We start from the raw sequence: 25,427 nt of genomic DNA on the forward strand, positions 1-25,427 counted from the left end.
TGGGGTAGTATGCGTCCCACACTCGTAGTAGGTAACTGGAAAATGAACGGCAGCCGGGCAGTCAATGCCGAGCTGCTGCAAGGCATTCTCGCGGGTCTGAGCCCGGACATTCAGGCGTCGTGCGCGGTGTGCGTCCCCGCGCCGTACCTGTTCCAGTGCGAGCAATTGTTGGCCGGTAGCAGCGTGGCCTGGGGCGCGCAGGATGTCGCGACCGAGCCATGCGGGGCCTTCACCGGCGAAGTGTGCGTCTCGATGCTGCACGATTTCGGTTGCCGGTACGTGATCGTCGGCCACTCCGAGCGCCGAGGCTACCACGGCGAGTCGAACGAGCTGGTCGCGCGCAAGGCGAAAGCGGCGCTGGACGCCGGCCTGACCCCGATCGTGTGCATCGGCGAAACACTGGAGCAGCGCGAAGCGGGCGAGACCAACGACGTTGTCGGTGGCCAGCTGCACGCGGTGCTGGAACTGGTGGGCTTTGAGGATGTGTCGCGCCTGGTGCTGGCCTACGAGCCGGTGTGGGCAATCGGTACCGGCAAGACGGCCACGCCCGAGATGGCGCAGCAAGTCCACGCCGACATGCGCGCGTTAGTGCGCAAGTGCAACGTTGATGCTGCAGAAACCGTACAAATCCTTTACGGCGGCAGCATGAAGCCGGAGAATGCACGCGAGCTGCTGGCGCAACCGGATATCGATGGCGGCCTGATCGGCGGGGCGGCACTGAAGGCCGACGACTTCCTCGCCATTCTGCGTGCTGCTTAAAGACTTAATCTCGCGCATTTAGTTTTGCGAAGATTTTGGAATTACAAAAAATTTGAAACGCTGTTAAACCTTGGAATGGAATTGCAATGATCTGGTCTAATCTTATTATCGTCGTGCAGGTTATCTCGGCCCTGTCCATTATTGGCCTGGTCCTGATGCAGCACGGCAAGGGCGCTGATATGGGTGCGGCCTTCGGTTCCGGCGCGTCGGGCAGCCTGTTCGGTGCATCCGGATCGTCGAACTTCCTGTCCAAGGCAACGGCAGTGGCCGCCGCCGTGTTCTTCGGCACCACGCTGACGCTGGCCTACATCGGCAACAACCGCACTGGCAGCGACAACGCCGGCGTGATGGGCCGCGCCCAGGCGCCAGCAGCCGGTATTCCGGTCACCGCGCCAGTGCAGACCGCCCCAGCCGATGTGCCGACGCTGCCAGCGGGCAGTGCCGTCCCGGCAGCCCCGGCAGCGGGTGTCCCGGCCGCTCCGGTGACCCCGGCGCCAGCGACCAAGTAAGTCACGCAGTCCCGGCGCCATGCGCGCCAATGCTGTTCCAAAACAATGCGCCTTTTTATCGGGCGCATTGTCGTTTTTAGGCGTAGAATACTGCGGCGCGTGACAGGGTTGAACAACCGGTCTGTGCAGCCTCGCAATATTGACGCTGTTGTCGCAACGAACTTTGTCATGCTCATGTCAGTAAAAGAGCGTCCAATAGATTGTTCGGCGATATGATTCAATTAAATGGCAAATATCTTTGTGATTGCGCAATTTGAGCATTGAAAGATAGTGCTAAAGCAGGGTAAAATACTGTTCTCCAGCCGACGTGGTGAAATTGGTAGACACGCTATCTTGAGGGGGTAGTGGCGCAAGCTGTGCGAGTTCGAGTCTCGCCGTCGGCACCAAAATTTAGAAAGAAAGCCAGCAAGGGCGCACGAGTTTTTACCTCATGCCTGAGCTGGCTTTTTTACGAGGATCTGTCGTACGATCCTGGCGGCAGGCTCGAAGCCAGGTTCGCACGATTCGGTGCTGCATCTCTGCAGCGTTCCATTAACCGATCGTTCAGAAGGCTTCATCGTGAACCTCGAAAGTTATCTCCCCGTTCTTCTCTTTATCCTGGTTGGCATCGGTGTCGGTGTAGCCCCTCAGGTGCTTGGTCGCCTGCTCGGGCCGCACAAACCCGACGATGCCAAACTGTCTCCGTATGAATGCGGCTTCGAAGCCTTCGAAGACGCGCGCATGAAGTTCGACGTCCGGTACTACCTGGTCGCGATCCTGTTTATTTTGTTTGATCTTGAAACGGCATTCTTCTTCCCATGGGGCGTCTCGATGCGCGAACTGGGGTTCACCGGTTTCATCACGATGATGGTGTTTATCGCCGAATTCGTCGTGGGCTTCTGGTACATCTGGAAGAAAGGTGCCCTTGATTGGGAATAAGCCATGGCTATTGAAGGCGTACTAAACGAAGGTTTCATCACCACCACAGCCGACAAGCTGGTCAACTGGGCACGTACCGGGTCGATGTTCCCGATGACGTTCGGTCTGGCCTGCTGCGCGGTCGAGATGATGCACGTGGGCGCGGCCCGCTACGACATGGACCGCTTCGGCATCGTGTTCCGCCCGTCGCCACGCCAGTCCGACGTCATGATCGTTGCCGGCACGCTGTGCAACAAGATGGCGCCGGCGCTGCGCAAGGTCTACGACCAGATGGCCGAGCCGCGCTGGGTCATCTCGATGGGCTCCTGTGCCAACGGTGGCGGCTACTACCACTATTCGTATTCCGTCGTCCGTGGCTGCGATCGCATCGTCCCGGTCGATGTCTACGTGCCAGGCTGTCCACCGACCGCCGAAGCTCTGCTGTACGGCATCATGCAGCTCCAGAACAAGATCAAGCGCACCAATACCATCGCGCGCTAAAAACGGACGGCGTACTCCATGACGACAAAACTCGAAACCCTTCAACTCGCCCTGCAGACTGCATTGGGCGAGGGCGCCGCGATCTCGGCGGCGCTGGGTGAAGTCACGGTGGTGGTCAAGGCCGCCGACTACATCCGCTCGATGACGGCCCTGCGCGATACCCCTGCGCTGGCGTTCGAGCAGATGATCGACCTGTGCGGCGTCGACTATTCGGAATATGGCGAAGGCACCTACGAAGGACCGCGCTTTGCGGTCGTCGTGCACCTGCTGTCGCTGACCCACAACTGGCGCGTGCGCGTGCGGGTGTTCTGCCCGGACGACGACATGCCGCTGGTCGAATCGATCACGCCGATCTGGCGCGCCGCCAACTGGTTCGAGCGCGAAGCGTTCGACCTGTTCGGCATCCTGTTCGATGGCCACGGCGACCTGCGCCGCATCCTGACCGACTACGGTTTCATCGGCCACCCGTTCCGCAAGGACTTCCCGATCTCGGGCTATGTCGAGATGCGCTACGACCCCGATCAGAAACGCGTGATCTATCAACCCGTCACAATCGAACCGCGCGAGAACATTCCCCGCGTGATTCGCGAAGAGACTTACGGGACGAAATAATGGCTGAGCTTAAGAACTACACCCTGAACTTTGGTCCGCAGCACCCGGCAGCGCACGGCGTGCTGCGCCTCGTGCTCGAGCTCGACGGCGAGGTGATCCAGCGTGCCGACCCGCACATCGGCCTGCTGCACCGCGGCACCGAGAAGCTGGCCGAAACCCGCACCTACCTGCAATCGGTGCCGTACATGGACCGTCTCGACTACGTGTCGATGATGTGCAACGAACACGGCTACGTGCTGGCCATCGAAAAGCTGCTCGGCATCCAGGCGCCGATCCGCGCCCAGTACATCCGCACGATGTTCGACGAAGTCACCCGCATCCTGAACCACCTGATGTGGCTCGGCGCGCACGCGCTGGACATCGGCGCCATGGGCCCGTTCCTGTACTGCTTCCGCGACCGCGAAGACCTGTTCGACGTCTACGAAGCGGTATCCGGCGCGCGCATGCACGCGGCCTACTACCGCCCTGGCGGCGTGTACCGCGACCTGCCGGACACGATGCCACAGCACAAGGCTTCGCCAATCCGCAGCGCCAAGGCAATCGATGCACTGAATGAACACCGCCAGGGCTCCGTGCTCGACTTCCTCGACGCGTTCACGAAGCGCTTCGATGGTTACGTCGACGAATACGAAACCCTGCTGACCGACAACCGTATCTGGAAGCAGCGTACGGTCGGCATCGGTGTCGTGACGCCGGAAGACGCGAAAGCGATGGGCTTCACGGGCGCCATGCTGCGCGGCTCGGGCATCGCCTGGGACCTGCGCAAGACGCAGCCGTATGCAGCGTACGACAAGGTCGAGTTCGACATCCCGGTCGGCACCAACGGCGACTCGTACGACCGCTACCTGGTGCGCGTCGAAGAGATGCGCCAGTCGAACCGCATCATCAAGCAATGCATCACGTGGCTGCGCGCGAATCCGGGCCCGGTCATGATCGACAATAACAAGATTGCGCCGCCGAACCGGATGGACATGAAGTCCAATATGGAATCGCTGATTCACCACTTCAAGCTGTTCACCGAAGGCTTCCACGTCCCAGAGGGCGAGGCGTACGCTGCGGTCGAGCATCCGAAGGGCGAATTTGGCATCTATATCGTCTCCGACGGCGCCAACAAGCCATACCGCCTGAAAATCCGCACGCCGGACTATGTCCACCTGCAGAGCCTCGACGAAATGGCACGCGGACACATGATCGCTGATGCCGTCGCCATCATCGGTACGCAAGACATCGTGTTCGGCAGTATTGATCGCTAGTCCGAAAGGCAGAGAAGAATATGTTATCCCCGCAGTGCTATCAAAAAATCGATCGGGAGCTGGCCAAGTACCCAGCCGATCAACGCCAGTCGGCCGTGATGGCCTCGCTCGCCCACGCCCAGGTCGAACTGGGCTGGCTGTCGCCAGAGACGATGCAGGAACTCGCCGATTACATCCAGATGCCGGCGATTGCCGTGCAAGAGGTGGCGACTTTCTACAATATGTTCAACGTCAAGCCGGTTGGCCAGCACAAGATCACCGTGTGCACCAACCTGCCATGCGCACTGTCGGGCGGCGAACGCGCGGCCCAGCGCATCAAGGACGCCCTGAACATCGACTTCCGTGACACCACGGCGGACGGCAAGTTCACGCTGATGGAAGGCGAGTGCATGGGCGCCTGCGGCGACGCACCCGTCATGCTGGTGAACAACCACCGCATGTGTTCGTTCATGAGCGACGCCAAGATCGACGCCCTGCTTGAGGAACTGAACAAATGACCAGCCTGCACGATCGTCACATCAAGCCGCTGATCCTGAAGGATCTGAACGGCGCCAACTGGCACCTGACCGACTACGTCAACCGTGGTGGTTACTCGGCGCTGCGCCGCATCATCGAAGAAAAGATCACGCCCGAGCAGATCATCGCCGACATGAAGGCGTCGGGCCTGCGCGGCCGCGGCGGCGCCGGTTTCCCGACCGGCCTGAAGTGGAGCTTCATGCCACGCCAGTTCCCGGGCCAGAAATACCTCGTCTGCAATACCGACGAAGGCGAGCCGGGCACGTTCAAGGACCGCGACATCATTCGCTACAACCCGCATGCGCTGATCGAAGGCATGGCCATCGGCGCCTACGCGATGGGCATCACCGTGGGTTACAACTACATCCACGGCGAGATCTTCGAAGACTACCTGCGCTTTGAAGAAGCGCTGGAAGAAGCGCGCGCTGCGGGCTTTTTGGGTGACAACATCCTGGGCAGCACGTTCTCGTTCCAGCTGCACGCGCACCACGGTTACGGCGCCTACATCTGCGGCGAAGAAACCGCGCTGCTCGAGTCGCTCGAAGGCAAGAAGGGCCAGCCGCGCTTCAAGCCGCCGTTCCCGGCCTCGTTTGGCCTGTACGGCAAGCCGACCACCATCAATAATACTGAGACGTTCGCTGCGGTCCCGTTCATCCTGAACATCGGCGCCGAGAACTACATGGCGCTGGGCAAGCCGAACAACGGCGGCACCAAGATCTTCTCGATCTCGGGCGACGTCGAGCGGCCAGGCAACTACGAAGTTCCGCTGGGTACGCCATTTGCGACCCTGATGGAACTGGCCGGTGGCATGCGCGGTGGCAAGAAGATCAAGGCCGTGATTCCAGGCGGTTCGTCGGCGCCAGTCGTGCCGGGCGAGCAGATGATGCAAACCGATCTCGATTACGATTCGATCGCCAAGGCCGGCTCGATGCTGGGTTCGGGCGCCGTGATCGTGATGGACGAGACGCGCTGCATGGTCAAGTCGCTGCTGCGCCTGTCGTACTTCTATTACGAAGAATCGTGCGGCCAGTGCACGCCATGCCGTGAAGGCACGGGCTGGATGTACCGCATGGTTCACCGCATCGAGCATGGACAGGGCCGACCGGACGACATGGATCTGCTGAACAACATCGCTGACAACATCAAGGGCCGCACGATTTGCGCGCTCGGCGATGCGGCCGCGATGCCAGTGCAGGCCATGATCAAGCACTTCCGCGAAGAATTTGAATATCACATTGAGCACAAGCACTGCCTCGTGCCCTCATACCTTTAAACCAGGTCAGGTAACGATCCCATGGTTGAAATTGAATTAGACGGCAAGAAAGTTGAAGTCCCACCGGGTTCGATGGTGATGGACGCCGCAAACAAGCTCGGAACGTACATTCCGCACTTCTGCTATCACAAGAAATTGTCGATCGCTGCGAACTGCCGCATGTGCCTCGTCGAAGTGGAAAAGGCGCCGAAGCCTTTGCCAGCGTGCGCGACTCCGGTCTCGCCGGGCATGATCGTGCGCAGCCACAGCGACAAGGCCGTGCAGGCCCAGAAGTCGGTGATGGAATTTTTGCTCATCAACCACCCGCTCGACTGCCCGATCTGCGATCAGGGCGGCGAATGCCAGTTGCAGGATCTGGCCGTGGGCTATGGCAAGAGCGGTTCGCGCTACGAAGAAGAAAAGCGCGTGGTGGCCCCGAAAGAAGCGGGTCCGCTGATCTCGATGGAAGAGATGTCGCGTTGCATCCAGTGCACCCGTTGCGTGCGTTTCGGCCAGGAAGTGGCCGGCGTCATGGAATTCGGCATGCTGGGCCGCGGCGAGCATTCCGAGATCACGACATTCGTCGGCAAGACCGTCGACTCGGAAGTCTCGGGCAATATGATCGACCTGTGCCCGGTCGGCGCGCTCACCAGCAAGCCATTCCGTTATTCGGCACGTCCATGGGAACTGCAGCGCCGCAAGTCGGTCTCGCCGCACGATTCGCTGGGCGCGAACCTGATCGTCCAGGTCAAGGGTGGCCGCGTCATGCGCGTGCTGCCGCTCGAAAACGAAGCGGTCAACGAGTGCTGGCTGTCGGATAAAGAGCGTTTCTCGTACGAAGCGCTGAACAACACCGACCGTCTGACCAAGCCGATGATCAAGCAGGGCGGCATGTGGCAGGAAGCCGAGTGGCAGACCGCCCTCGAATACGTCGCCCACGGCCTGCGCAATATCCGTCACGAACACGGCGCCGATGCGATCGCTGCTGTTGCGACTGCGCACTCGACCGTCGAAGAACTGCACCTGCTGAACAAGGCTGTGCGCGGCATGGGCTCAGACAACGTCGAGTTCCGCCTGCGCCAGAGCGATTTTTCGCTCGACGGCCAGGTCACGCCATGGCTCGGCATGCCGATCGCCGAGCTCAGCACGCTCAAGCGCGCGCTGGTCATCGGTTCGTTCCTGCGCAAGGATCACCCGCTGGTCACGACGCGTCTGCGCGCCGCCACCAAGTCGGGTCTGCGCCTGTCGCTGGTGGCCGGCGCTGACGACGAACTCTTGATGAAGGTCGCGCACAAACTGATCGCTGCACCAAGCGACTGGCTCGTCGCGCTGTCGGAAATCGTCGTTGCCATCGCTGCCGACAAGGGCATCGCGGCGCCAGCCGGTTTCGAGCAGATCGAAGCGTCGGACATCGCGAAAGCCATCGCCGCGTCGCTGGTCGTCGTTGGCGACGTTGAACTGCCAGGCGCGATCCTGCTGGGCAACGCTGCTGCGCAACATCCGCAAGCATCGAAAATCCACGCCGCCGCGCAGTGGATCGCCGAGCAGACCGGTTGCTCGTTAGGTTACCTGGTCGAGTCGGCCAACACGATCGGCGGCCACCTGGTGGGCGCCACGTCGGGCAAGAACGAAGCACCGTTCGCGACGCCGAAAAAAGCCTATGTGCTGCTGAACGCCGAACCGCAACTGGATGCCGCGAACCCGCAGCAAGCCACGGCTGCGCTGGCTGCTGCCGAGATGGTCGTCGTCATGTCGGCCTTCAAGCATGGCCTGGACTACGCCGACGTGCTGCTGCCAATCGCGCCGTTCTCGGAAACCTCGGGCACGTTCGTCAATTGCGAAGGCCGTGCACAGAGCTTCAACGGCACCGTGCGTCCGCTGGGCGACACCCGTCCGGCCTGGAAAGTGCTGCGCGTACTGGGTAACCTGCTGGGCCTGCAAGGCTTCGACTACGACACGTCCGAATCGATCCGCGACGAGCTGTTCGGCAAGGGTGTCACCGATCTGTCGGGCAAGCTGAACAACAAAGCCACGCTGGCACCGACCGTCGGCGCCTATGCGCCAGCGGGCCAGCTCGAGCGCGTGACCGACGTGCCGGTGTACTTCACCGACGCGCTGGCACGCCGCGCTGAGCCGCTGCAGCGCACCGCCGACGCGAACGCGCCGCTGGTTACGCTGTCGAAAGCGGTGGCTGAATCGATCGGCGTCAAGGCCGGCGACAGCGTCACCGTCACGCAGGGCGCCGGTTCGGCCGTGCTGGTGGCCGATGTCGACGCCACGCTGCCATCGAACGCAGTGCGTGTCGCCGCCGGCCATCCGGCCGTGGCAGGCCTGGGCGCCATGTTCGGTTCCATCCAAGTTGCAAAAGCAGGGGAGAGCAAGTAATGGCCGCGCCCGGTTACATTGATTCATTCAACGCCGGCGGTGCAGACCTGCTCGGCCCGGTCTGGCCGATCGCCTGGACCCTGATCAAGATCATCGCGGTGCTGGCACCGTTGATGATCGCGATTGCCTACGCCACGCTGTGGGAACGCAAGTTCATCGGCTGGATCCAGATCCGCGTGGGCCCGAACCGCGTCGGTCCTGGCGGCCTGCTGCAGCCGATGGCCGACGGCCTGAAGCTCCTGATCAAAGAGATCGTGATCCCGGCCAAGGCGAGCAAGAGCCTGTTCGTGATCGGTCCGGTCATGACGATCATGCCGGCGCTGGCCGCCTGGTCGGTCATCCCGTTCGGCCCGCAGTTTGCGCTGGCCAACGTGAACGCCGGCGTGCTGCTCCTGATGGCCATCACCTCGGTCGAGGTGTACGGCATCATCATCGCCGGCTGGGCGTCGAACTCGAAGTACTCGTTCATGGGCGCCATGCGCGCATCGGCCCAGATGATCTCGTACGAAATCCCGATGGGCTTCGTGCTGGTGGTCGTGCTGATGGTCACGGGCAGCCTGAACCTGTCGGACATCGTCGCCGGTCAGCAGATGGGCACGTTCGCCGGCTGGGGCGTGAACTTCCTGTCGTGGAACTGGCTGCCGCTGTTCCCGCTGTTCATCATCTACCTGATTTCGGGCCTGGCCGAGTGCGGCCGTCACCCGTTCGACGTGATCGAAGGTGAATCCGAGATCGTTGCCGGTCACATGGTCGAATATTCGGGCATGTCGTACGCGATGTTCATGCTGGCCGAGTACGGCAACATGATCCTGATCGCCTGCCTGGCTTCGCTGTTCTTCCTCGGCGGCTGGTCGGCACCATTCAGCTTCCTCGAAGTGGGCGGCACCCTGGGCGGCTTCATCGGCTTCTTCTGGCTGTTCCTGAAAACGTTCTGCCTGGTTACGTTCTTCATCTGGGTGCGCGGTACGTTCCCACGTTACCGTTACGACCAGATCATGCGTCTGGGCTGGAAAGTGTTCATTCCGATCACGCTGGTCTGGCTGGTGTTCATCGCCGCCTGGATGCAGACGTCGTGGAATATTTGGAAGTAAGGGGACGCACATGTCACGTATGAAAGAAATCCTCGGCAGCCTGATGCTGACCGAGTTGATCAAGGGCCTGGCCCTGACCGGCCGCTACGCTCTGTCGCGCTCGATCACGGTCCAGTACCCGGAAGAAAAGACCCCGATGTCGAACCGCTTCCGCGGTCTGCATGCGCTGCGTCGCTACCCCAACGGGGAAGAGCGCTGCATCGCCTGCAAACTGTGCGAAGCAGTCTGCCCGGCCATGGCGATCACGATCGAGTCGACCCAGCGCGAAGACGGCACCCGCCGCACCTCGCGTTACGACATCGACCTGACCAAGTGCATCTTCTGCGGCTTCTGCGAAGAATCGTGCCCGGTCGATTCGATCGTCGAAACGCACGTGCTGGAATACCACGGCGAAAAACGCGGCGACCTCTATTACACCAAAGAGATGCTGCTGGCCGTGGGTGACCGCTACGAAACCGAGATTGCCGCTGCCCGCGAGGCGGACGCCAAGTTCCGCTAAGTGTTAATTACAAGAGGCTCCTGGGTTAGTCATGACATTTACTGATATTTTGTTCTACGTGTTTGCGGCCGTGATGGTGCTGGCTGGCCTGCGCGTCATCACCGCCAAGAACCCGGTTCACGCCGCGCTGTTCCTGGTGCTGGCCTTCTTCAACGCCGCCGGTATCTGGCTGCTGCTGAAGGCCGAATTCCTCGCCATCGTGCTGGTGCTGGTCTATGTCGGCGCCGTCATGGTGCTGTTCCTGTTCGTCGTCATGATGCTCGATATTAATATCGACCGCATGCGCGAAGGCTTCTGGGGCTTCCTGCCACTGGCAGCTGGCGTCGGCGCCCTGATCGTGCTCGAGATGGGCGCGGTGCTGTGGCACGGCTACAGCAACTTCCAGCAAACGCCGGAAGCGGCTGCCCTGAACATCGGCGGCACCAAGGAACTGGGCTTGCAGATCTACACCCGCTACATCTACGGCTTTGAAATCGCTGCCGTGGTGCTGCTGGTGGCGATCATTGCTGCTGTGGCGCTGACGCTGCGCCGCCGCAAGGACAGCAAGGCCATCGATCCGGCCGACGCCGTGCGTGTGAAACGCAACGACCGCCTGAAGATCATCAAGGTCGCGACCGTGAACCAGCCGGCCATCGATGCCGCGAACGTGGCGAAAGCCGCCGCAGCCGCTGCTGCTGCCGCGCCGACCGAACCGAAGGAAAGCAAATGACCGTCTCCCTCGCACACTATCTGATCCTGGGCGCGATCCTGTTCGCGATCTCGGTGGTCGGTATCTTCCTGAACCGGAAGAACATCATCATCTTGCTGATGGCCATCGAATTGATGCTGCTGGCGGTGAACCTGAACTTCATCGCGTTTTCCCACTACCTGGGCGACGCGGCGGGGCAGATCTTCGTGTTCTTCATTTTGACCGTCGCGGCCGCCGAAAGTGCAATTGGCCTGGCGATCCTGGTGGTCCTGTTCCGCAATCTGGACACGATCAACGTGGAAGACCTCGACAGCCTCAAGGGCTGATCGGTCTCGCTCGATAACTTATAACGAATAAGGTTCAACATGGCGGGGCAAATTTCAACCTCACTCTTACTGGCAGTGCCACTGGCACCGCTCGCAGGCTCGGCAATTGCCGGTCTGCTGGGTACCAAGTTCCTGGGCAATGTCGTCGGCCGCAAGGTGTCGCATACCGCGACCATTCTCGGCGTGGCGATCGCGCTGGTCATCTCGGTCATGACCCTGATGGCCGCGCTCGACGGCTTCAAGCTTAACCAGGACCTGTACACCTGGATGACCGTCGGCACGCTCAAGCTGGCCGTCGGCTTCCAGATCGACACCCTGACCGCGATGATGATGTGCGTCGTCACGTCGGTGTCGCTGATGGTGCACATCTACACGATCGGCTACATGGCCGAGGATGACGGCTACAACCGCTTCTTCTCGTACATCTCGCTGTTCACGTTCGCCATGCTGATGCTGGTCATGTCCAACAACTTCCTGCAGCTGTTCTTCGGCTGGGAAGCAGTGGGCCTGGTCTCGTATCTGCTGATCGGCTTCTGGTACACGCGTCCAACGGCGATCTTCGCCAACATGAAGGCGTTCTTGGTCAACCGCGTCGGCGACTTCGGCTTCATCCTCGGTATCGGCCTGATCCTGGCCGCCGCCGGCACGATGAACTACGCTGAAGTGTTCGCACAGGCCGACCAGCTGGCTTTGATGACCGTGCCGGGCACCGACTGGCCGCTCTTGACCGCCGCCTGTATCTGCCTGTTCATCGGCGCGATGGGCAAGTCGGCGCAGTTCCCGCTGCACGTCTGGCTGCCTGACTCGATGGAAGGCCCGACCCCGATCTCGGCACTGATCCACGCCGCAACGATGGTTACTGCCGGCATCTTCATGGTGTCGCGCATGTCGCCGCTGTTCGAGCTGTCCGATGGCGCGCTGTCGTTCATCATCGTCATCGGTTCGATCACCGCGCTGTTCATGGGTTTCCTGGGCATCATCCAGAACGACATCAAGCGCGTGGTCGCTTACTCGACGCTGTCGCAGCTGGGTTACATGACCGTCGCACTGGGCGTGTCGGCCTACTCGGTCGCCGCATTCCACCTGATGACGCACGCATTCTTCAAGGCACTGCTGTTCCTTGGCGCCGGCTCGGTCATCATGGGCATGCACCACGACCAGGACATGCGCAATATGGGCGGCCTGCGCAAGTACATGCCGATCACCTGGATCACCTCGCTGATCGGTTCGCTGGCCCTGATCGGTACGCCGTTCTTCTCGGGCTTCTACTCGAAGGATTCGATCATCGAAGCAGTGCACGCGAGTAATCTGCCAGGTACCGGCTTCGCGAACTTCGCGGTGCTGGCCGGCGTGTTCGTCACGGCGTTCTACTCGTTCCGCATGTACTTCCTCGTGTTCCACGGCGAAGAGCGTTTCGGCAAGGCTCATGCGCATGATCATCATGATGCTCACGCAACTCATGCTGCTCATGACACGCACCACAAGGCGACCGCTGGTCACGAGCATGACGATCCGCACGCACTGCACGATTCCGGTTCGCACCACGAGGAAGACGCGCACGACGACCACGGCCACCACGGCCTGGCCCCGGGCCAGAAGCCGCACGAGTCCCCATGGGTCGTGACGGTGCCGCTGGTCCTGCTGGCGATTCCATCGATGCTGATCGGTTTCTTCACGATCCAGCCGATGCTGCATGGCACGTTCTTCGATGGCGTCATCACCGTGAACCCGAACCACCCGGCCATGGCCGAACTGGGCGAGATGTTCCACGGCGCTGCCGCGATGGCCCTGCACGGTCTGCAGACCGCACCGTTCTGGCTGGCACTGGCTGGCGTCGTTGCCGCCTACTACTGCTACATGATCAACCCACGCGTGCCGGCCTGGTTCTATGCCAAGTTCAAGCCGCTGCACACCCTGCTGGACAACAAGTACTACATGGATGCGTTCAACCAGAAAGTCTTCGCCGGTGGCTCGCTGCTGCTGGGCGGCGGCCTGTGGAAAGTGGGCGACCGCGGCCTGATCGACGGCCTGGTCGTCAACGGCAGCGCCAAGGCAGTCGGCTGGTTCTCGACCATCACCCGTAAAGCACAGACCGGTTACATCTACCACTATGCGTTCGTGATGATCGTTGGCGTGCTGGCGGCCATGCTGTACTTCTTCCCGTTCTGGCGCGGTTAATCACAGGCAGAGATAACGAAAAATGATGCAGTCTACAATTTCAACATTTCCACCGTACCTGAGCCTGGCCATCTGGCTCCCGATCCTGTTCGGCGTGCTGGTCCTGGCCGTCGGCCGCGACAAGAATGCCGGCATGGTACGCATGCTCTCGCTCGTGGGCGCCATCGTCAGCCTGTTGCCGACGATCCCCCTGATCACAAACTTCGACAACGCCGCCCACGGCATGCAGTTCTTTGAACAAGCGGCCTGGATCGATCGCTTCAACATCTTCTACCGCCTGGGTGTCGATGGACTGTCGCTGTGGTTCGTGCCGCTGACCGCCTTCATCACGATCATCGTCGTGCTGGCGGCCTGGGAAGTGATCCAGGAACGTGTCGCCCAGTACATGGGTTCGTTCCTGATCCTGTCGGGTCTGATGATCGGCGTGTTCTGCGCGCTGGACGGCCTGCTGTTCTACTTCTTCTTCGAAGCGACGCTGATCCCGATGTTCATCATCATTGGCGTGTTCGGCGGCCCGAACCGCGTGTATGCAGCGTTCAAGTTCTTCCTGTACACGTTCTTCGGTTCGCTGCTGACGCTGGTCGCGATCATCTACCTGTACAACGCATCGGGTACGTTCAACATCCTCGACTGGCACCTGCTGCCATTGACGATGAAAGAGCAGATCCTGATCTTCTGCGCGTTCTTCATGGCATTTGCCGTCAAGGTGCCAATGTGGCCAGTGCACACGTGGCTGCCGGATGCCCACGTCGAAGCGCCAACCGGCGGTTCGGTCGTGCTGGCCGCGATCATGCTGAAGCTGGGCGCCTACGGTTTCCTGCGCTTCTCGCTGCCGATCACCCCGGACGCAAGCCAGTACCTGGCGCCGGTCGTCATCGTGCTGTCGCTGATCGCCGTGATCTACATCGGTCTGGTCGCGCTGGTCCAGAAGGACATGAAGAAACTGGTGGCGTACTCGTCGATTGCTCACATGGGCTTCGTCACGCTGGGCTTCTTCATGTTTAACGACCTGGGCGTGCAGGGCGGCCTGATGCAGGCAATCTCGCACGGCTTCGTGTCGGGCGCGATGTTCCTGTGTATTGGCGTGCTGTACGACCGTGTCCACTCGCGTGAAATCGCCGCCTACGGTGGTGTGGTTAACACGATGCCGAAGTTCGCTGCGTTCGCCGTGCTGTTCTCGATGGCCAATGCCGGCCTGCCGGCGACGTCGGGCTTCATCGGCGAGTTCATGGTCATCCTGGGCGCGGTCGAGTTCAACTTCTGGACCGGTCTTGCTTCGGGCACCGCGCTGATCCTGGGCGCCGCCTACTCGCTGTGGATGGTCAAGCGCGTCATCTTCGGCCCGGTCGCCAACAAGCATGTCGCCGAGCTGGTCGACCTGAACGGCCGTGAGTTCGCCATCCTGTCGGTGCTGGCCATCGCCACCCTGGCCATGGGCCTGTACCCGGCGCCGATCGCCGACACCCTGCAGGTGTCGGTCACCGATCTCCTGCAACATGTCGCAGTCAGCAAAGTGCCTCAATAAAACGCCATGAACGAGATGAACACAACCCTGTTATCGGCGGTCGACACCAATCTGGTGCCGGTCTACGCCGAGATCTTCCTCCTGATCGCCACCTCGGCGATCCTGCTGATCGACATGTACCTGAAGGCCGGCAAGCGCAACCTGACGTATGCGCTGTCGCTGCTGGCAATCGCCGGTTGCGCCGTGTTCTCCTTCGTCGATTTCAATGCCGGCACGACCGTCTTCACCTTCAACGGGATGTACGTGTCCGACCCGATGTCGAACCTGCTCAAGCTTTTCACCTATGCAGCCACGGCAATGACCCTGGTCTATTCGCGCCAGTACATTGGCGAGCGCGACATGATGTCGGGTAACCTGGGCGGCGAGTTCTACGTGCTCGCGCTGTTCGCGATGCTGGGCCAGATGATCATGATCTCAGGTAACAGCATGCTGTCGATCTACCTGGGCCTGGAACTGATGTCGCTGTCGACCTACGCTCTCGTGGCCCTGCGCCGTGATCACGCGATCTCGACCGAAGCGGCGATGAAGTACTTCGTCCTCGGCGCACTGGCCTCGGGCTTCCTGCTGTACGGCATGTCGATGATCTACGGCGCCACCGGTTCGCTGGACATCACCACGATCGGCCAGGTCACGAGCGCCAACCAGGCGGATCCGATGATCCTGGTCTTCGGCCTGGTGTTCCTGGTGGCTGGCCTGGCGTTCAAGCTCGGCGTCGTGCCATTCCACATGTGGGTGCCGGACGTGGTGCAGGGCGCCCCGACGGCCGTCACGATCCTGCTGGGCGGCGCGCCGAAGCTGGCAACGTTCGCCATCATCATCCGCCTGCTGGTCGAAGCGCTGCCATCGATGGCATTCGACTGGCAGCAGATGCTGATGGTCGTGGCCGTGCTGTCGCTGGCGTTCGGTAACATCACCGCGATCGCGCAGACCAATCTCAAGCGCATGCTGGCCTACTCGACCATTGCCCAGATGGGCTTTGTCGTGCTGGCCCTGGTGGTGGGCAATATCGGTGGCGATACGACCGATGCAGCCGCTGCCTACAGCGCCGGTATGTACTACACGATCATCTACGTGCTCACGACGGTCGGTACCTTCGGCCTGATCATGATGCTGGCCCGTGCCGGCCATGAAGCTGAGCTGATCAGCGACTTCAAGGGTCTTGGCAAGCGCAGCCCATGGTTCGCGATTGTCATGACCATCCTGATGTTCTCGCTGGCTGGCGTGCCGCCGATGGTGGGCTTCATCGCCAAGTACGCAGTGCTGCAGGCCGTGGCCAATGCCGGCATGGTGTGGCTGGCCGTCGTCGCGGTGATGTTCTCGCTGATCGGCGCGTTCTACTACCTGCGCATCGTCAAGACCATCTGGTTCGACGAAGCCGTCGACACTTCGGCCATTTCGACCCCGCTGGACATGCGCATCATCATGTCGCTCAACGGCGTGGCGATCGTGGTAATGGGCGTGATTCCAGGCAGCCTGCTGGCCGTCTGCTACAGCGCCATGCAAGCCACGCTGGCCAAGTAAGGCGTGGATCTGAACCTGGCCGCCTGGCTGGTGGTGCTGCTTGCACTGGCCGCCGCCAACCTGCCGTTCATCAACGAGCGCCTGTTCGGGCTCGTGACGCTCCCCAGCCGCAAGCCGGCCGGGGAGCGCCGCACCAAGCCGTTCCCGGTGCGGTTGCTCGAACTGATCGTGCTGTACTTCGTGGTGGGCTTCATTGCCCGCCTGCTCGAATCGCGCATCGGGTCGGTGGCCGCGCAGACCTGGGAGTTTCACGCCGTGACCGGCTGCCTGTTCCTGGTACTGGCGTTTCCCGGCTTCGTGATGCGGTATCTGCACAAGCCACGCAGGTAGAGATCGAGCGGTTCGCTTATGATGCTTCGTATCGCAGCCTCAACGATAAGGAGCACATAGTGTCGGAACTGAAAGAAACCCGCCTCGACGGCAGCGTCGTCTACGATGGTCACTTCCTGAAGGTCGAACGCGACCGCATTCGCCTGCCGGATGGCAAGGAAAGCCACCGCGAATTCATCCGCCACCCCGGCGCCGTTGTCATCCTCCCGCTATTGCCCGATGGGCGCATCCTGCTGGAACGCCAGTTCCGCTACCCGAACGGCAAGGTCTTCATCGAATTCCCGGCCGGTAAGATCGATCCGGGCGAAGACCACCTCGACTGCGCCAGGCGCGAACTGGTCGAGGAGACCGGCTACACGGCGGCCAAGTGGCGCTTCGTCTGCACCATCCACAATGCCATTGCCTACTCGGACGAGCACCTCGAGATCTTCCTGGCCGAAGACCTGACGCACGGCGAGCAACAGCTCGACGCCGGCGAATTCCTCGAACTGTTCAGTGTCACGCTGCCCGAACTGCTGGAGCTCGTGCGCCGTGGCGAGATCACCGACGTCAAAACGATCATCGGCACGTTCTGGCTCGAGAAGATCCTGGCCGGCGACTGGACGCCCGCCTGAACACGATGCAGCCTTGGTTGTTTGCAGCAGTGCTATCCCTGTTGGCTTCGTCGGTGTCGGCGCAGACGCGCACGTCGCTGCAGGCGCGCTGCGAAGACACGATCGGCGAGAGCATCTCGGTGCTGTCGACGCGCGGGCAGGGCTACCGGATCGACAACACGCGCTCGTTCTACGACCTCACGCGCCTGATGCCCAGCGTGCGGCGCGGGTCGTGGGTGCTGGGCCTGACGCACACCGAAGCACGCGTGCGCATCAAAGTCGACGGACGCATGCTGATCGACCCGGCGACGGGTTACGAATGCGTGGCGCCGCGCATTGACGTCAGTCTCGATTACGCGCCCATCGTCGTGTATGTCAGCCGCGAATTCCCGCCCGCGTCGTGCGCCTACCGCGAAGTGCTGGCTCATGAAATGCGCCACCTGACGACGTACCAGACCTTCATGCCGAAGGCCGAGGCCACCGTGCGCGCCCGGCTGGCGGCGCGCTTTGGCGGCAAGCCGCTGTATGCGCCCATCGGCCAGGCGCGGGGTCTGCTGCAGCGCGAGATCGACCGCAGCTGGATGCCCTACATTAAAGGCGAGATGGCCAAAGTTGAAGTACTGCAGGCCGCGATCGACACGCCGCAGGAGTACGCCCGCCTGGGCAAGGTTTGTGCAGGTGAGGTACAGTCCTTGCTGAGACCTGCACGGCGTAATGGATGACAACCAGCTGTTGATGACAATGAACGAACAACCCGACGTAACCCGCCACGTGGCCCTGATTCCGGCCGCCGGTGTCGGCGCCCGCATGGCTGCCGGCAGTCCCAAGCAATACCTGCCGATCGGCGCCAAGCCCATGCTGCGCCACACGGTCGACGCTTTTCTCTCTAGCCCGCTGATTGCGCACACCTATGTAGTTGTCAGCGCGGACGACCCGTTCATCGACGCCGTTCTGCCGGACGCCAGCGATGGCGCGAGCCGCGTCACGGTCCTGCGCTGTGGCGGCGCGACGCGCATGGAATCGATCCGCAATGGCTTGCACGCGGTGCGCGCCGCGCTGGCCGATACCGACCACGTTCTCGTGCACGACGCCGCGCGCCCTGGCCTGAACGCAGCGCTGATCGAACGCCTGATCACCGAGACGGGTGACCATCCGGCCGGCGGGCTGCTGGCCTTGCCGGTGGTCGATACCGTCAAGCGCAGGGGCGACGATGGCATCGCCACCGTCGATCGTGCCAACCTGTGGCTGGCCCAGACGCCGCAGATGTTTACCTACGCGCTGCTGTGCCGCGCGCTCGACGCGGCGACCGACCCGGCCGCCATCACCGACGACGCCAGCGCCGTGCAAGCTCTCGGCCTGGCCCCCAGGCTGGTCGAAGGGCACCCGCGCAACCTGAAAGTCACGCTGCCATCGGACATCCGCATTGCCGAGATGTACCTGGCCGCCGACGCCTCCATTTGACCAAGACAAGAAACGACCATCATGGCACTCGCATCCTACAATCCCACTCCACCGTTTCGCATCGGCACCGGCTATGACAACCACGCGCTCGTCGAAGGGCGCAAGCTCATCGTTGGCGGCGTGACGATTCCGCACCGCCTGGGCCTGCAAGGCCATTCGGATGCCGACGTGCTGCTGCACGCGATCATCGATTCGCTGTTGGGCGCGGCCGCGCTGGGCGACATCGGCAAGCACTTCCCGGACACCGACCCGCTGTTCGCTGGCGCCGATTCACGCACGCTGCTGCGCGAAGTGGGGCACCGCGTGCTGCAATCGGGCTACACCATCGGCAATATCGACGCGACCATCATTGCGCAGCAACCGAAGATGGCGCCGCACATCCCGCTGATGGTCTCGCGCATTGCCGAAGACCTGGGCGTCTCGCCGCAGCAGGTCAACATCAAGGCCAAGACCAACGAGAAGCTTGGCTATCTCGGGCGCGAAGAAGGCATGGCCGCGCAATCGACCGCATTGCTGATCCGCGCGCCAGCCGACTAATCGGTCGACTGATCGTCGCCCACGGCAGGGGCGCTGGCTCTATAATTGCCAAATGACAAACACCTCTGCCACCCTGTCGCCACGCGCGGCCTGGACCCTGATCCTGGTGGCCAGCGCCGTCATGATGATCACGACGGGGACGCGCCTGACGAGCGGCCTGTTTCTGTCACCACTGAACACGGCTACCGGCCTGGGCGTGGCCACCATCAGCTTCGTGATGGCGGTGGCGCAGTTGATGTGGGGTGTGGCGCAGCCGGTCTTTGGCGCCGTGGCCGACAAATATGGCCCGGGCCGCGTGATTGCGCTGGGCGGCGTGATGCTGGCGGTCGGTACGGCCGCCACGCCGTTCGTCGGCTCCGAATGGGCGCTGCTGCTGACGATGGGCTTCCTGTCGGCGGCCGGGGCAGGGGCGGGCAGCTTCTCGATCCTGATCGGCGCCACGGCGCAGCGCCTGCCGCCCGAGCGCCGAGCGTTCGCATCCGGCTTCATCAATGCCGGCGGGTCCTTCGGCCAATTCGCGCTGGCCCCGCTGATGGGTGCGATCATCGCCGGCGCTGGCTGGATCGTGGCGATGCTGACCCTGGCGGGGACTGCATTGCTCACCATTCCGCTGGCCTGGCCGCTGCGGCGCAAGCGCGCCGCCGTCGCGCCCGCATTGACCGCGGCAGTGCCGGCAACACCAGCGCTACCACCCATCGCCCTCGGCCAGCAACTGCGCCAGGCACTGCGCGACCGCAGCTACCTGTGCCTGCATGCTGGCTTTTTCACCTGCGGCTTTCACATCGCCTTTCTCGTCACCCACTTGCCGGGCGAAGTCGCCATGTGCGGCTTGCCGACGACGGTGTCGGCCGCGGCGCTCGCGCTGATTGGTCTGTTCAACATTGCCGGCAGCCTGTCGGCTGGCATGCTGGCCTCGCGTTATCGGATGAAGTCGCTGCTGTTCTGGATCTACGCGAGCCGTGTCGTCATCGTCGGCCTGTATCTGCTGGCGCCCAAGACCGCGTGGACCTTTTATATTTTTGCTGGCGCGCTGGGCTTTACCTGGCTGGCCACGGTGCCGCCCACGGCGGGGCTGGTCGGCAAATTGTTCGGCGTGCGTTACCTGGCGACGCTGTTCGGCATGACCCTGCTGTCGCACCAGATTGGCGGCTTCTTCGGCGCCTGGCTGGGCGGGCTGGCCGTCGTCCACACGGGTGACTACAGCTGGATGTGGTACGCCGACATGGCCCTGGCGACGGCTGCCGCGCTGATCAATCTGCCGATCCGCGAAGCGCACGTGGTCCGTACGCCCGTGCTGGCGAAGGCGTAACGATGGCGCGCGATGCATGGGCATACCGCGAGGTGGCGGTGGAATCGAGGCTGGACTGGCGTGGCCGGCCGTGCATTTCGCCCGTCTCGGGGCAGGCGTTTTCGACCGGCATGCGGGTGCACTGTTCGCGCCGCCTGCTCGACCTGGCGCAGTACCCGCTTGGCACGTCGTTCCTGCTGTCGGTGCGCATCAGCGACCGCCAGGGCGGGGCGCCGTTCCTGTATGCGTGGCATGGCGATCCGGTGGTGGTCCTGACCAAGGCACGGCGCAAGCGCTTCCTGCAGATGTACCGGCGCCTGCGCCTGTAACGGCCCAGCGTCGCGATGAAAATGGGTATCATGAGAGATCGATAACACATCATGCATACTCAAAGGATCGCCATGACCACCAAGAAAATCGCCGTCCTCGTCGGCAGCCTGCGCAAGGAATCGTTCACCCGCCGCGTTGCCAACAGCCTCATCGCCGTGGCCCCGGACGGGTTTGAACTGACGATCGTCGAATTGCGCGACCTGCCGCTGTACAACGAGGACGACGAGACCGCCACGCCGCCACCCGCGTTCACGGTGTTTCGCGAGGCGATCCAGAGCGCGGACGGCATCCTGTTCTGCACGCCCGAATACAACCGCTCGGTGCCTGGTTCGCTCAAGAACGCGATCGATGTCGGCTCGCGCCCGTATGGCAAGGCAGCGTTCGCCGACAAGCCGTGCGCCGTGGTCAGCGTTTCGCCGGGCGCCCTGGGCGGCTTCGGCGCCAACCACCACCTGCGCCAGATGCTGCCGTTCCTGAACATGCCGACGATGCCGGCGCCGGAGGCCTATATTGGCGGCGTCGCCAGCAAGTACGAGGGCGACCGGCTGGTCGACGACAGCGCGCGCGCCTTCTTTGAAAAATTCATGGCCGCATTCGGCGCCTGGGTCACGCAGCACGCCCGATGAGCCGGGCGACCGACAGCCACACCGCACCGGCCGCGCCGCGCGATATGCCAACCCTGCTGGGCCGCCCGCCCGGCGGCTGGCGCGCGCGCATGTTCGACGTCATCTTCGGCACCGACACGCCGGCCGGGCGCCGCTTCGACCTCGCGCTGGTGGCGATCATCCTGCTCAGCATCCTTACCGTGGTGCTCGACAGCGTGCCGGCCATTGGCCGGCGCTACGCAGCGCAGATGTCGGTGCTCGAATGGACGTTTACGATTTTCTTCACGCTCGAGTACATCGCGCGCCTTGTCTGCGTGCAGCGCCCGATGCGCTATGCGCGCAGCTTCTATGGCGTGATCGATCTGGTCTCGGTGCTGCCGACCTGGATTTCGCTGCTGGTCCCGGGCAGCCAGGTATTTCTCGACGTGCGCATCCTGCGCCTGCTGCGCATCTTCCGCATCCTCAAGCTCACGCGCTATGTCGACGAGTACACGCGTCTCGGTGAGGCGCTGGTGGCCAGCAAGCGCAAGATCATGGTGTTCCTGTCGGTCGTGCTGATGCTGATCCTGATTCTGGGCACCGTCATGTACGTGGTCGAGGGGCCCGAGAGCGGCTTTACCAGCATCCCGATGGCGATGTACTGGGCCACGGTGACGATCACGACGGTCGGCTATGGCGACATCACGCCGCACACGCATCTGGGCAAGGCGATTGCGTCGTTCATGATGCTGCTCGGCTGGGGCATCCTGGCGGTGCCGACCGGGATCGTCAGCGCCGAGATGACGTCACAGAAGCTGGCGCGCCATGCGCCGCGCGGCGAACCGCGTACCTGCAGCAGCTGCGGCAGTTCGGACCACGACCCGCGCGCGCAGTTCTGCAAGGATTGCGGCGCGGGGCTCGCAGCAGGGGCTTCCCGCGCAATCAATCCATCCTGAACCCTTCACGAAAAAACCATCTCATGTCGATCCATTTCTACGAACCCCGTCAAGGCCACGGGCTGCCCCATGATCCCTTCAATGCCATCGTCGGACCGCGCCCGATCGGCTGGATCTCGTCACTGAGCGGGGAGGGCGTGCGCAACCTGGCCCCGTACAGCTTCTTCAACGCCTTCAACTACGTGCCGCCGATCGTCGGGTTTGCCAGCATCGGCGCCAAGGACACGCTGCGCAATGTGCAAGAGACGGGCGAATTCGTGTGGAATCTCGCGACCCGGCCACTGGCCGAGGCGATGAACGCGTCGTGCGCCGCCGTCGGTCCCGAGGTCGATGAATTCGCGCTGGCCGGGCTGACGCCCACGCCGTCACGCCTGGTCGCAGCGCCGCGCGTGGCCGAAAGCCCGGTCGCGTTCGAATGCAAGGTCACGCAGATCATCCAGCTGCAGCAGGTCAGCGGCGAGACGGTGCCGACCTGGCTGGTACTGGGTGAAGTGGTGGGCGTGCACATCGCCGCAGCGTCGCTGAAGGATGGTGTCTACGACACGGCCAATGCCGGCCATATCCTGCGCGCGGGTGGGCCGGCCGATTACTTTTCGGTCGGGCCGGAGCAGCTGTTCCAGATGCACCGGCCACGCTAGACGATTATCCGGTGCGCACCACGGTGGCGTGCGGCGCACCGGATTGGAGGCTTACGGCATGGCCGCGTGGTGGGCAAAGCGTGGTGCAGCGCGGCCCGGCAATGGTGCACACGGGCGCGTCAGCGTGACCGCTGGCGGGGCAGCGGCATCGCGTTCGAGCCAGTAATTGAATTGGCCGAAGCTCGGCAGGCCACCTGCATCCTGGCCCTGGAAGAAGTCGCCCAGCATCTGGCGGTACGCCGCGCGGCGCGAAAAATCGTCGTGGCTGGCGGCGTAGCGCGCCGCAGCGGCGCGGAAGATTGCACGCATCCGCTCGTCGGCATTGGTGCCGGTGGCCTCGCCCTTGCGTGGCCGGCCGCGCTTGATGCCGGCGGTGACGGCGCGCGTGCGGCCCGGTGCACCCGAGTTGCCGTAGTCCGGCAGCAGCGCGTCCGGCGTCTGGCCCCGTTCCCAGTAGCGGCGCAGGTAGCGCAGGATGCTGGACTTCGAGATGCCATGCGTAGCAGCGTACCCGGCCATCAGGATGGCGCGTTCGCGCGGCTGGTACAAGGCCTGGCGGTCGGCGTGCAGGGCGCGCACGGCCGACCAGGCCTTGGCCTGCAGGGCCAGGTAGCCTTGCGGTACCGGCTCTTGCGGCGGCGCGGCCGCGAACGGATCGACCAGCAACCGGCGCACCCCACCGGCGCGCAGTGCTTCCTCGAGTTCGTGCAACAGCACCGGCTCGGGCAGGGCAGAGTGGCTGCCCAGGCGGTACGTCCAGGCCAGCGCCTGTGAACGGTCGATCCATAGCACGCGGATCATATGGCCTTGCATGCCCGTGTATTCGAGCACATCGTTTTGGGTAAACATCGACTTCTCCCGCAGTTCAGTGTGCTTTTATCCATGCAAGGATCGGGCCAGCCCGGTTCACTGACTGGCCCGCCTTGATGCGACCACTTTTGGTGCACGCCGGATGCGCGGGATGCTGCTTACTGCGGCACTGCGGTTCCCGCCACGGATCCGCTCGGCCGAACGGCGCGCGCTTGCCGCGACAGGCCGAACAACGGCCGCATGGGCGGCACGCGCCGCACCGCCTCGTACAATGCCAAGCTGCCGCAGGCGGTCAGGATCATCAGCAGCACCGCTTCGAGGCCAGGCGCCAGCTGCAGTGGCTTGAAGGTGTGCGCCATCGTGATGATCAGCGTCTGGTGCACGATGTAGACGGGGAACACGGCGTCGGTCAGGTAGCGCCGCGCCGGGCCGTCGCGGTTCAGGTGGCAGCGGGCGAAGCCGCAGGCCGCGATGATGGCGCTCCAGGCGCACAGCGCGTACACGAACCGCATGCCAGTGCGCCAGCGTTCGATGTCGTGCGGCGTCATGGTCTCGTGCGGCCCCAGCAGCCACAGCACGATCCCGGCCCAGGCCGCCAGGGCCAGGCACAGCGCAGGCCAGCGCTGCGCCGTCATGGTGGCCCAGATCCGTGGGGTGCGCGCCAGCAGTGCACCGAGCACGAAGACCGGCAGGTAGGTGGCATGGTTGTACCAGTCGTTCGTCAGCGAATGGTCTTGCGGAAAACGGTCGAGCAACAGGATGCGTACCAGGCCCAGGAACACGACCGGCAGCAGTATCAGGCGCCACCCGTCCAGCAGGGCGCCGACCCGGCGCGCAAGCGCAGCAATGCGCGCTTCTCCGAGCAGCGCCGCGCCGGCGGCGAGCACCACCGTGTAACACCACAGGTACAGCACGAACCACAGGTGGTTCCAGGTGGGCAGCGACAGGCAATCCTCGCGGCAGAAGCCATCGTAGCCGACGATATACAGCCGCATGAATGCCAGATAATCGCCCGTGTAGCCAAGTTTTTCGACGACTTCGAGATAAGGCTGCGGCGGCACGATCACCAGCATCCCGAACAGCAGCGGCACCAAGAGGCGCAGGCTGCGCCGGCGCAGGAACATCCGCGGGCCCAGGCGCCCCAGCATGAAATGCGAGGCAACGCCGGCCACGAAGAACAGCAGCGTCAGGCGCCAGGGCGACGACAGCAGCATGAAGGGCTCGGCCGCTTCGCTGGCGTACGGACTCTTCACGTGCCAGTCCCAGCTCACGTAATACATGCCCACGTGATATGCGATCAGCACGAAAAACGCCAGGATTCGCACCCAGTCGAGAAAGTACAGGCGCTCGCTGGTGGCAGGAACAGATGGCTGCATGGGGTGTCCTCA

Annotated in this window: 28 protein-coding genes and 1 tRNA gene; 27 read left to right on the forward strand and 2 right to left on the reverse strand. The window is 62.9% G+C overall.

Annotation, left to right across the window (positions count from 1 at the left end; translation table 11 throughout):
- The first annotated feature begins 9 nt into the window (after window positions 1–9).
- The 27 genes from tpiA (at window position 10) to HD842_RS22240 (ending at window position 23,229) form a co-directional block, all read left to right on the forward strand.
- Window positions 10–759, forward strand: coding sequence for a triose-phosphate isomerase (gene tpiA, locus HD842_RS22110; protein WP_183557664.1), 750 nt, complete (start codon window positions 10–12; stop codon window positions 757–759).
- Between the two features lie 86 nt (window positions 760–845).
- Window positions 846–1,268, forward strand: coding sequence for a preprotein translocase subunit SecG (secG, locus tag HD842_RS22115; protein WP_183557667.1), 423 nt, complete (start codon window positions 846–848; stop codon window positions 1,266–1,268).
- A 301-nt stretch (window positions 1,269–1,569) separates the two neighbouring features.
- Window positions 1,570–1,654 (forward strand) — tRNA-Leu (locus tag HD842_RS22120).
- A gap of 172 nt (window positions 1,655–1,826) precedes the next feature.
- Window positions 1,827–2,186 carry an NADH-quinone oxidoreductase subunit A gene (locus tag HD842_RS22125; RefSeq protein WP_183557670.1) on the forward strand — a complete coding sequence of 120 codons (360 nt, stop codon included), beginning with the start codon at window positions 1,827–1,829 and terminating at the stop codon, window positions 2,184–2,186.
- A gap of 3 nt (window positions 2,187–2,189) precedes the next feature.
- Window positions 2,190–2,666, forward strand: a complete 477-nt coding sequence (locus tag HD842_RS22130) for a NuoB/complex I 20 kDa subunit family protein (RefSeq protein ID WP_147933132.1) — start codon at window positions 2,190–2,192, stop codon at window positions 2,664–2,666.
- An 18-nt stretch (window positions 2,667–2,684) separates the two neighbouring features.
- Complete coding sequence (locus HD842_RS22135) at window positions 2,685–3,278, forward strand: NADH-quinone oxidoreductase subunit C (RefSeq protein WP_183557674.1); 594 nt, start codon at window positions 2,685–2,687, stop codon at window positions 3,276–3,278.
- Entirely contained in the window at window positions 3,278–4,531 is a 1,254-nt protein-coding gene (locus tag HD842_RS22140; RefSeq protein WP_183557677.1) for an NADH-quinone oxidoreductase subunit D, read from the forward strand. Before HD842_RS22135 ends, HD842_RS22140 begins: the two co-directional genes overlap by 1 nt.
- A gap of 20 nt (window positions 4,532–4,551) precedes the next feature.
- Window positions 4,552–5,028, forward strand: coding sequence for an NADH-quinone oxidoreductase subunit NuoE (gene nuoE, locus HD842_RS22145; RefSeq protein ID WP_183557680.1), 477 nt, complete (start codon window positions 4,552–4,554; stop codon window positions 5,026–5,028).
- A complete protein-coding gene (nuoF, locus tag HD842_RS22150; RefSeq protein WP_183557683.1) occupies window positions 5,025–6,320 on the forward strand; it encodes an NADH-quinone oxidoreductase subunit NuoF in 1,296 nt (431 codons plus the stop codon). Before nuoE ends, nuoF begins: the two co-directional genes overlap by 4 nt.
- Window positions 6,321–6,341: 21 nt before the next feature.
- Window positions 6,342–8,684 carry an NADH-quinone oxidoreductase subunit NuoG gene (nuoG, locus tag HD842_RS22155; RefSeq protein WP_183557686.1) on the forward strand — a complete coding sequence of 781 codons (2,343 nt, stop codon included), beginning with the start codon at window positions 6,342–6,344 and terminating at the stop codon, window positions 8,682–8,684.
- Window positions 8,684–9,775 carry an NADH-quinone oxidoreductase subunit NuoH gene (gene nuoH / locus HD842_RS22160; RefSeq protein ID WP_183557689.1) on the forward strand — a complete coding sequence of 364 codons (1,092 nt, stop codon included), beginning with the start codon at window positions 8,684–8,686 and terminating at the stop codon, window positions 9,773–9,775. Before nuoG ends, nuoH begins: the two co-directional genes overlap by 1 nt.
- Window positions 9,776–9,785: 10 nt before the next feature.
- A complete protein-coding gene (gene nuoI, locus HD842_RS22165) occupies window positions 9,786–10,274 on the forward strand; it encodes an NADH-quinone oxidoreductase subunit NuoI (RefSeq protein WP_183557692.1) in 489 nt (162 codons plus the stop codon).
- 31 nt (window positions 10,275–10,305) lie between these two features.
- Entirely contained in the window at window positions 10,306–10,983 is a 678-nt protein-coding gene (locus tag HD842_RS22170) for an NADH-quinone oxidoreductase subunit J (protein WP_183557695.1), read from the forward strand.
- Window positions 10,980–11,288, forward strand: coding sequence for an NADH-quinone oxidoreductase subunit NuoK (gene nuoK / locus HD842_RS22175; protein WP_183557698.1), 309 nt, complete (start codon window positions 10,980–10,982; stop codon window positions 11,286–11,288). The genes HD842_RS22170 and nuoK overlap by 4 nt, the downstream gene beginning before the upstream one ends.
- A 39-nt stretch (window positions 11,289–11,327) precedes the next feature.
- Window positions 11,328–13,466, forward strand: coding sequence for an NADH-quinone oxidoreductase subunit L (nuoL, locus tag HD842_RS22180; protein ID WP_183557701.1), 2,139 nt, complete (start codon window positions 11,328–11,330; stop codon window positions 13,464–13,466).
- Between the two features lie 22 nt (window positions 13,467–13,488).
- Window positions 13,489–14,991: an NADH-quinone oxidoreductase subunit M gene (locus HD842_RS22185; protein ID WP_183557704.1), complete on the forward strand. Its 1,503-nt coding sequence runs from the start codon at window positions 13,489–13,491 to the stop codon at window positions 14,989–14,991.
- Between the two features lie 6 nt (window positions 14,992–14,997).
- Window positions 14,998–16,512 (forward strand): NADH-quinone oxidoreductase subunit NuoN, encoded by a 1,515-nt coding sequence (nuoN, locus tag HD842_RS22190; RefSeq protein ID WP_370660874.1) that lies wholly within the window; start codon window positions 14,998–15,000, stop codon window positions 16,510–16,512.
- Between the two features lie 3 nt (window positions 16,513–16,515).
- Window positions 16,516–16,842 (forward strand): DUF2818 family protein, encoded by a 327-nt coding sequence (locus tag HD842_RS22195; protein ID WP_183557707.1) that lies wholly within the window; start codon window positions 16,516–16,518, stop codon window positions 16,840–16,842.
- A 56-nt stretch (window positions 16,843–16,898) separates the two neighbouring features.
- Window positions 16,899–17,456 carry an NUDIX domain-containing protein gene (locus HD842_RS22200; protein ID WP_183558563.1) on the forward strand — a complete coding sequence of 186 codons (558 nt, stop codon included), beginning with the start codon at window positions 16,899–16,901 and terminating at the stop codon, window positions 17,454–17,456.
- A gap of 29 nt (window positions 17,457–17,485) precedes the next feature.
- Complete coding sequence (locus HD842_RS22205; protein ID WP_370660875.1) at window positions 17,486–18,157, forward strand: hypothetical protein; 672 nt, start codon at window positions 17,486–17,488, stop codon at window positions 18,155–18,157.
- Between the two features lie 19 nt (window positions 18,158–18,176).
- Window positions 18,177–18,896, forward strand: coding sequence for a 2-C-methyl-D-erythritol 4-phosphate cytidylyltransferase (gene ispD / locus HD842_RS22210; RefSeq protein ID WP_183557710.1), 720 nt, complete (start codon window positions 18,177–18,179; stop codon window positions 18,894–18,896).
- A gap of 21 nt (window positions 18,897–18,917) precedes the next feature.
- Complete coding sequence (gene ispF / locus HD842_RS22215; RefSeq protein ID WP_183557713.1) at window positions 18,918–19,433, forward strand: 2-C-methyl-D-erythritol 2,4-cyclodiphosphate synthase; 516 nt, start codon at window positions 18,918–18,920, stop codon at window positions 19,431–19,433.
- 52 nt (window positions 19,434–19,485) lie between these two features.
- Window positions 19,486–20,742, forward strand: coding sequence for an MFS transporter (locus HD842_RS22220; protein WP_183557716.1), 1,257 nt, complete (start codon window positions 19,486–19,488; stop codon window positions 20,740–20,742).
- A gap of 2 nt (window positions 20,743–20,744) precedes the next feature.
- Entirely contained in the window at window positions 20,745–21,050 is a 306-nt protein-coding gene (locus HD842_RS22225) for a hypothetical protein (RefSeq protein ID WP_183557719.1), read from the forward strand.
- A gap of 72 nt (window positions 21,051–21,122) precedes the next feature.
- Window positions 21,123–21,677: an NADPH-dependent FMN reductase gene (locus tag HD842_RS22230; RefSeq protein WP_183557722.1), complete on the forward strand. Its 555-nt coding sequence runs from the start codon at window positions 21,123–21,125 to the stop codon at window positions 21,675–21,677.
- The gene (locus HD842_RS22235; RefSeq protein WP_183557725.1) at window positions 21,674–22,591 is read left to right on the forward strand and encodes an ion transporter; all 918 of its coding nucleotides are present in this window, start codon (window positions 21,674–21,676) and stop codon (window positions 22,589–22,591) included. Before HD842_RS22230 ends, HD842_RS22235 begins: the two co-directional genes overlap by 4 nt.
- Before the next feature lie 23 nt (window positions 22,592–22,614).
- Complete coding sequence (locus HD842_RS22240) at window positions 22,615–23,229, forward strand: flavin reductase family protein (RefSeq protein WP_183557728.1); 615 nt, start codon at window positions 22,615–22,617, stop codon at window positions 23,227–23,229.
- Window positions 23,230–23,280: 51 nt separating this feature from the next.
- Here HD842_RS22240 and HD842_RS22245 read toward each other — a convergent pair whose 3' ends face one another.
- Window positions 23,281–24,078 carry a hypothetical protein gene (locus tag HD842_RS22245; RefSeq protein ID WP_183557731.1) on the reverse strand — a complete coding sequence of 266 codons (798 nt, stop codon included), beginning with the start codon at window positions 24,076–24,078 and terminating at the stop codon, window positions 23,281–23,283.
- Window positions 24,079–24,197: 119 nt separating this feature from the next.
- Window positions 24,198–25,415, reverse strand: a complete 1,218-nt coding sequence (locus tag HD842_RS22250) for an acyltransferase family protein (protein ID WP_183557734.1) — start codon at window positions 25,413–25,415, stop codon at window positions 24,198–24,200.
- Window positions 25,416–25,427: the final 12 nt, after the last annotated feature.

Source organism: Massilia aurea (assembly GCF_014200505.1).
Lineage (GTDB): Bacteria > Pseudomonadota > Gammaproteobacteria > Burkholderiales > Burkholderiaceae_D > Telluria > Telluria aurea_B.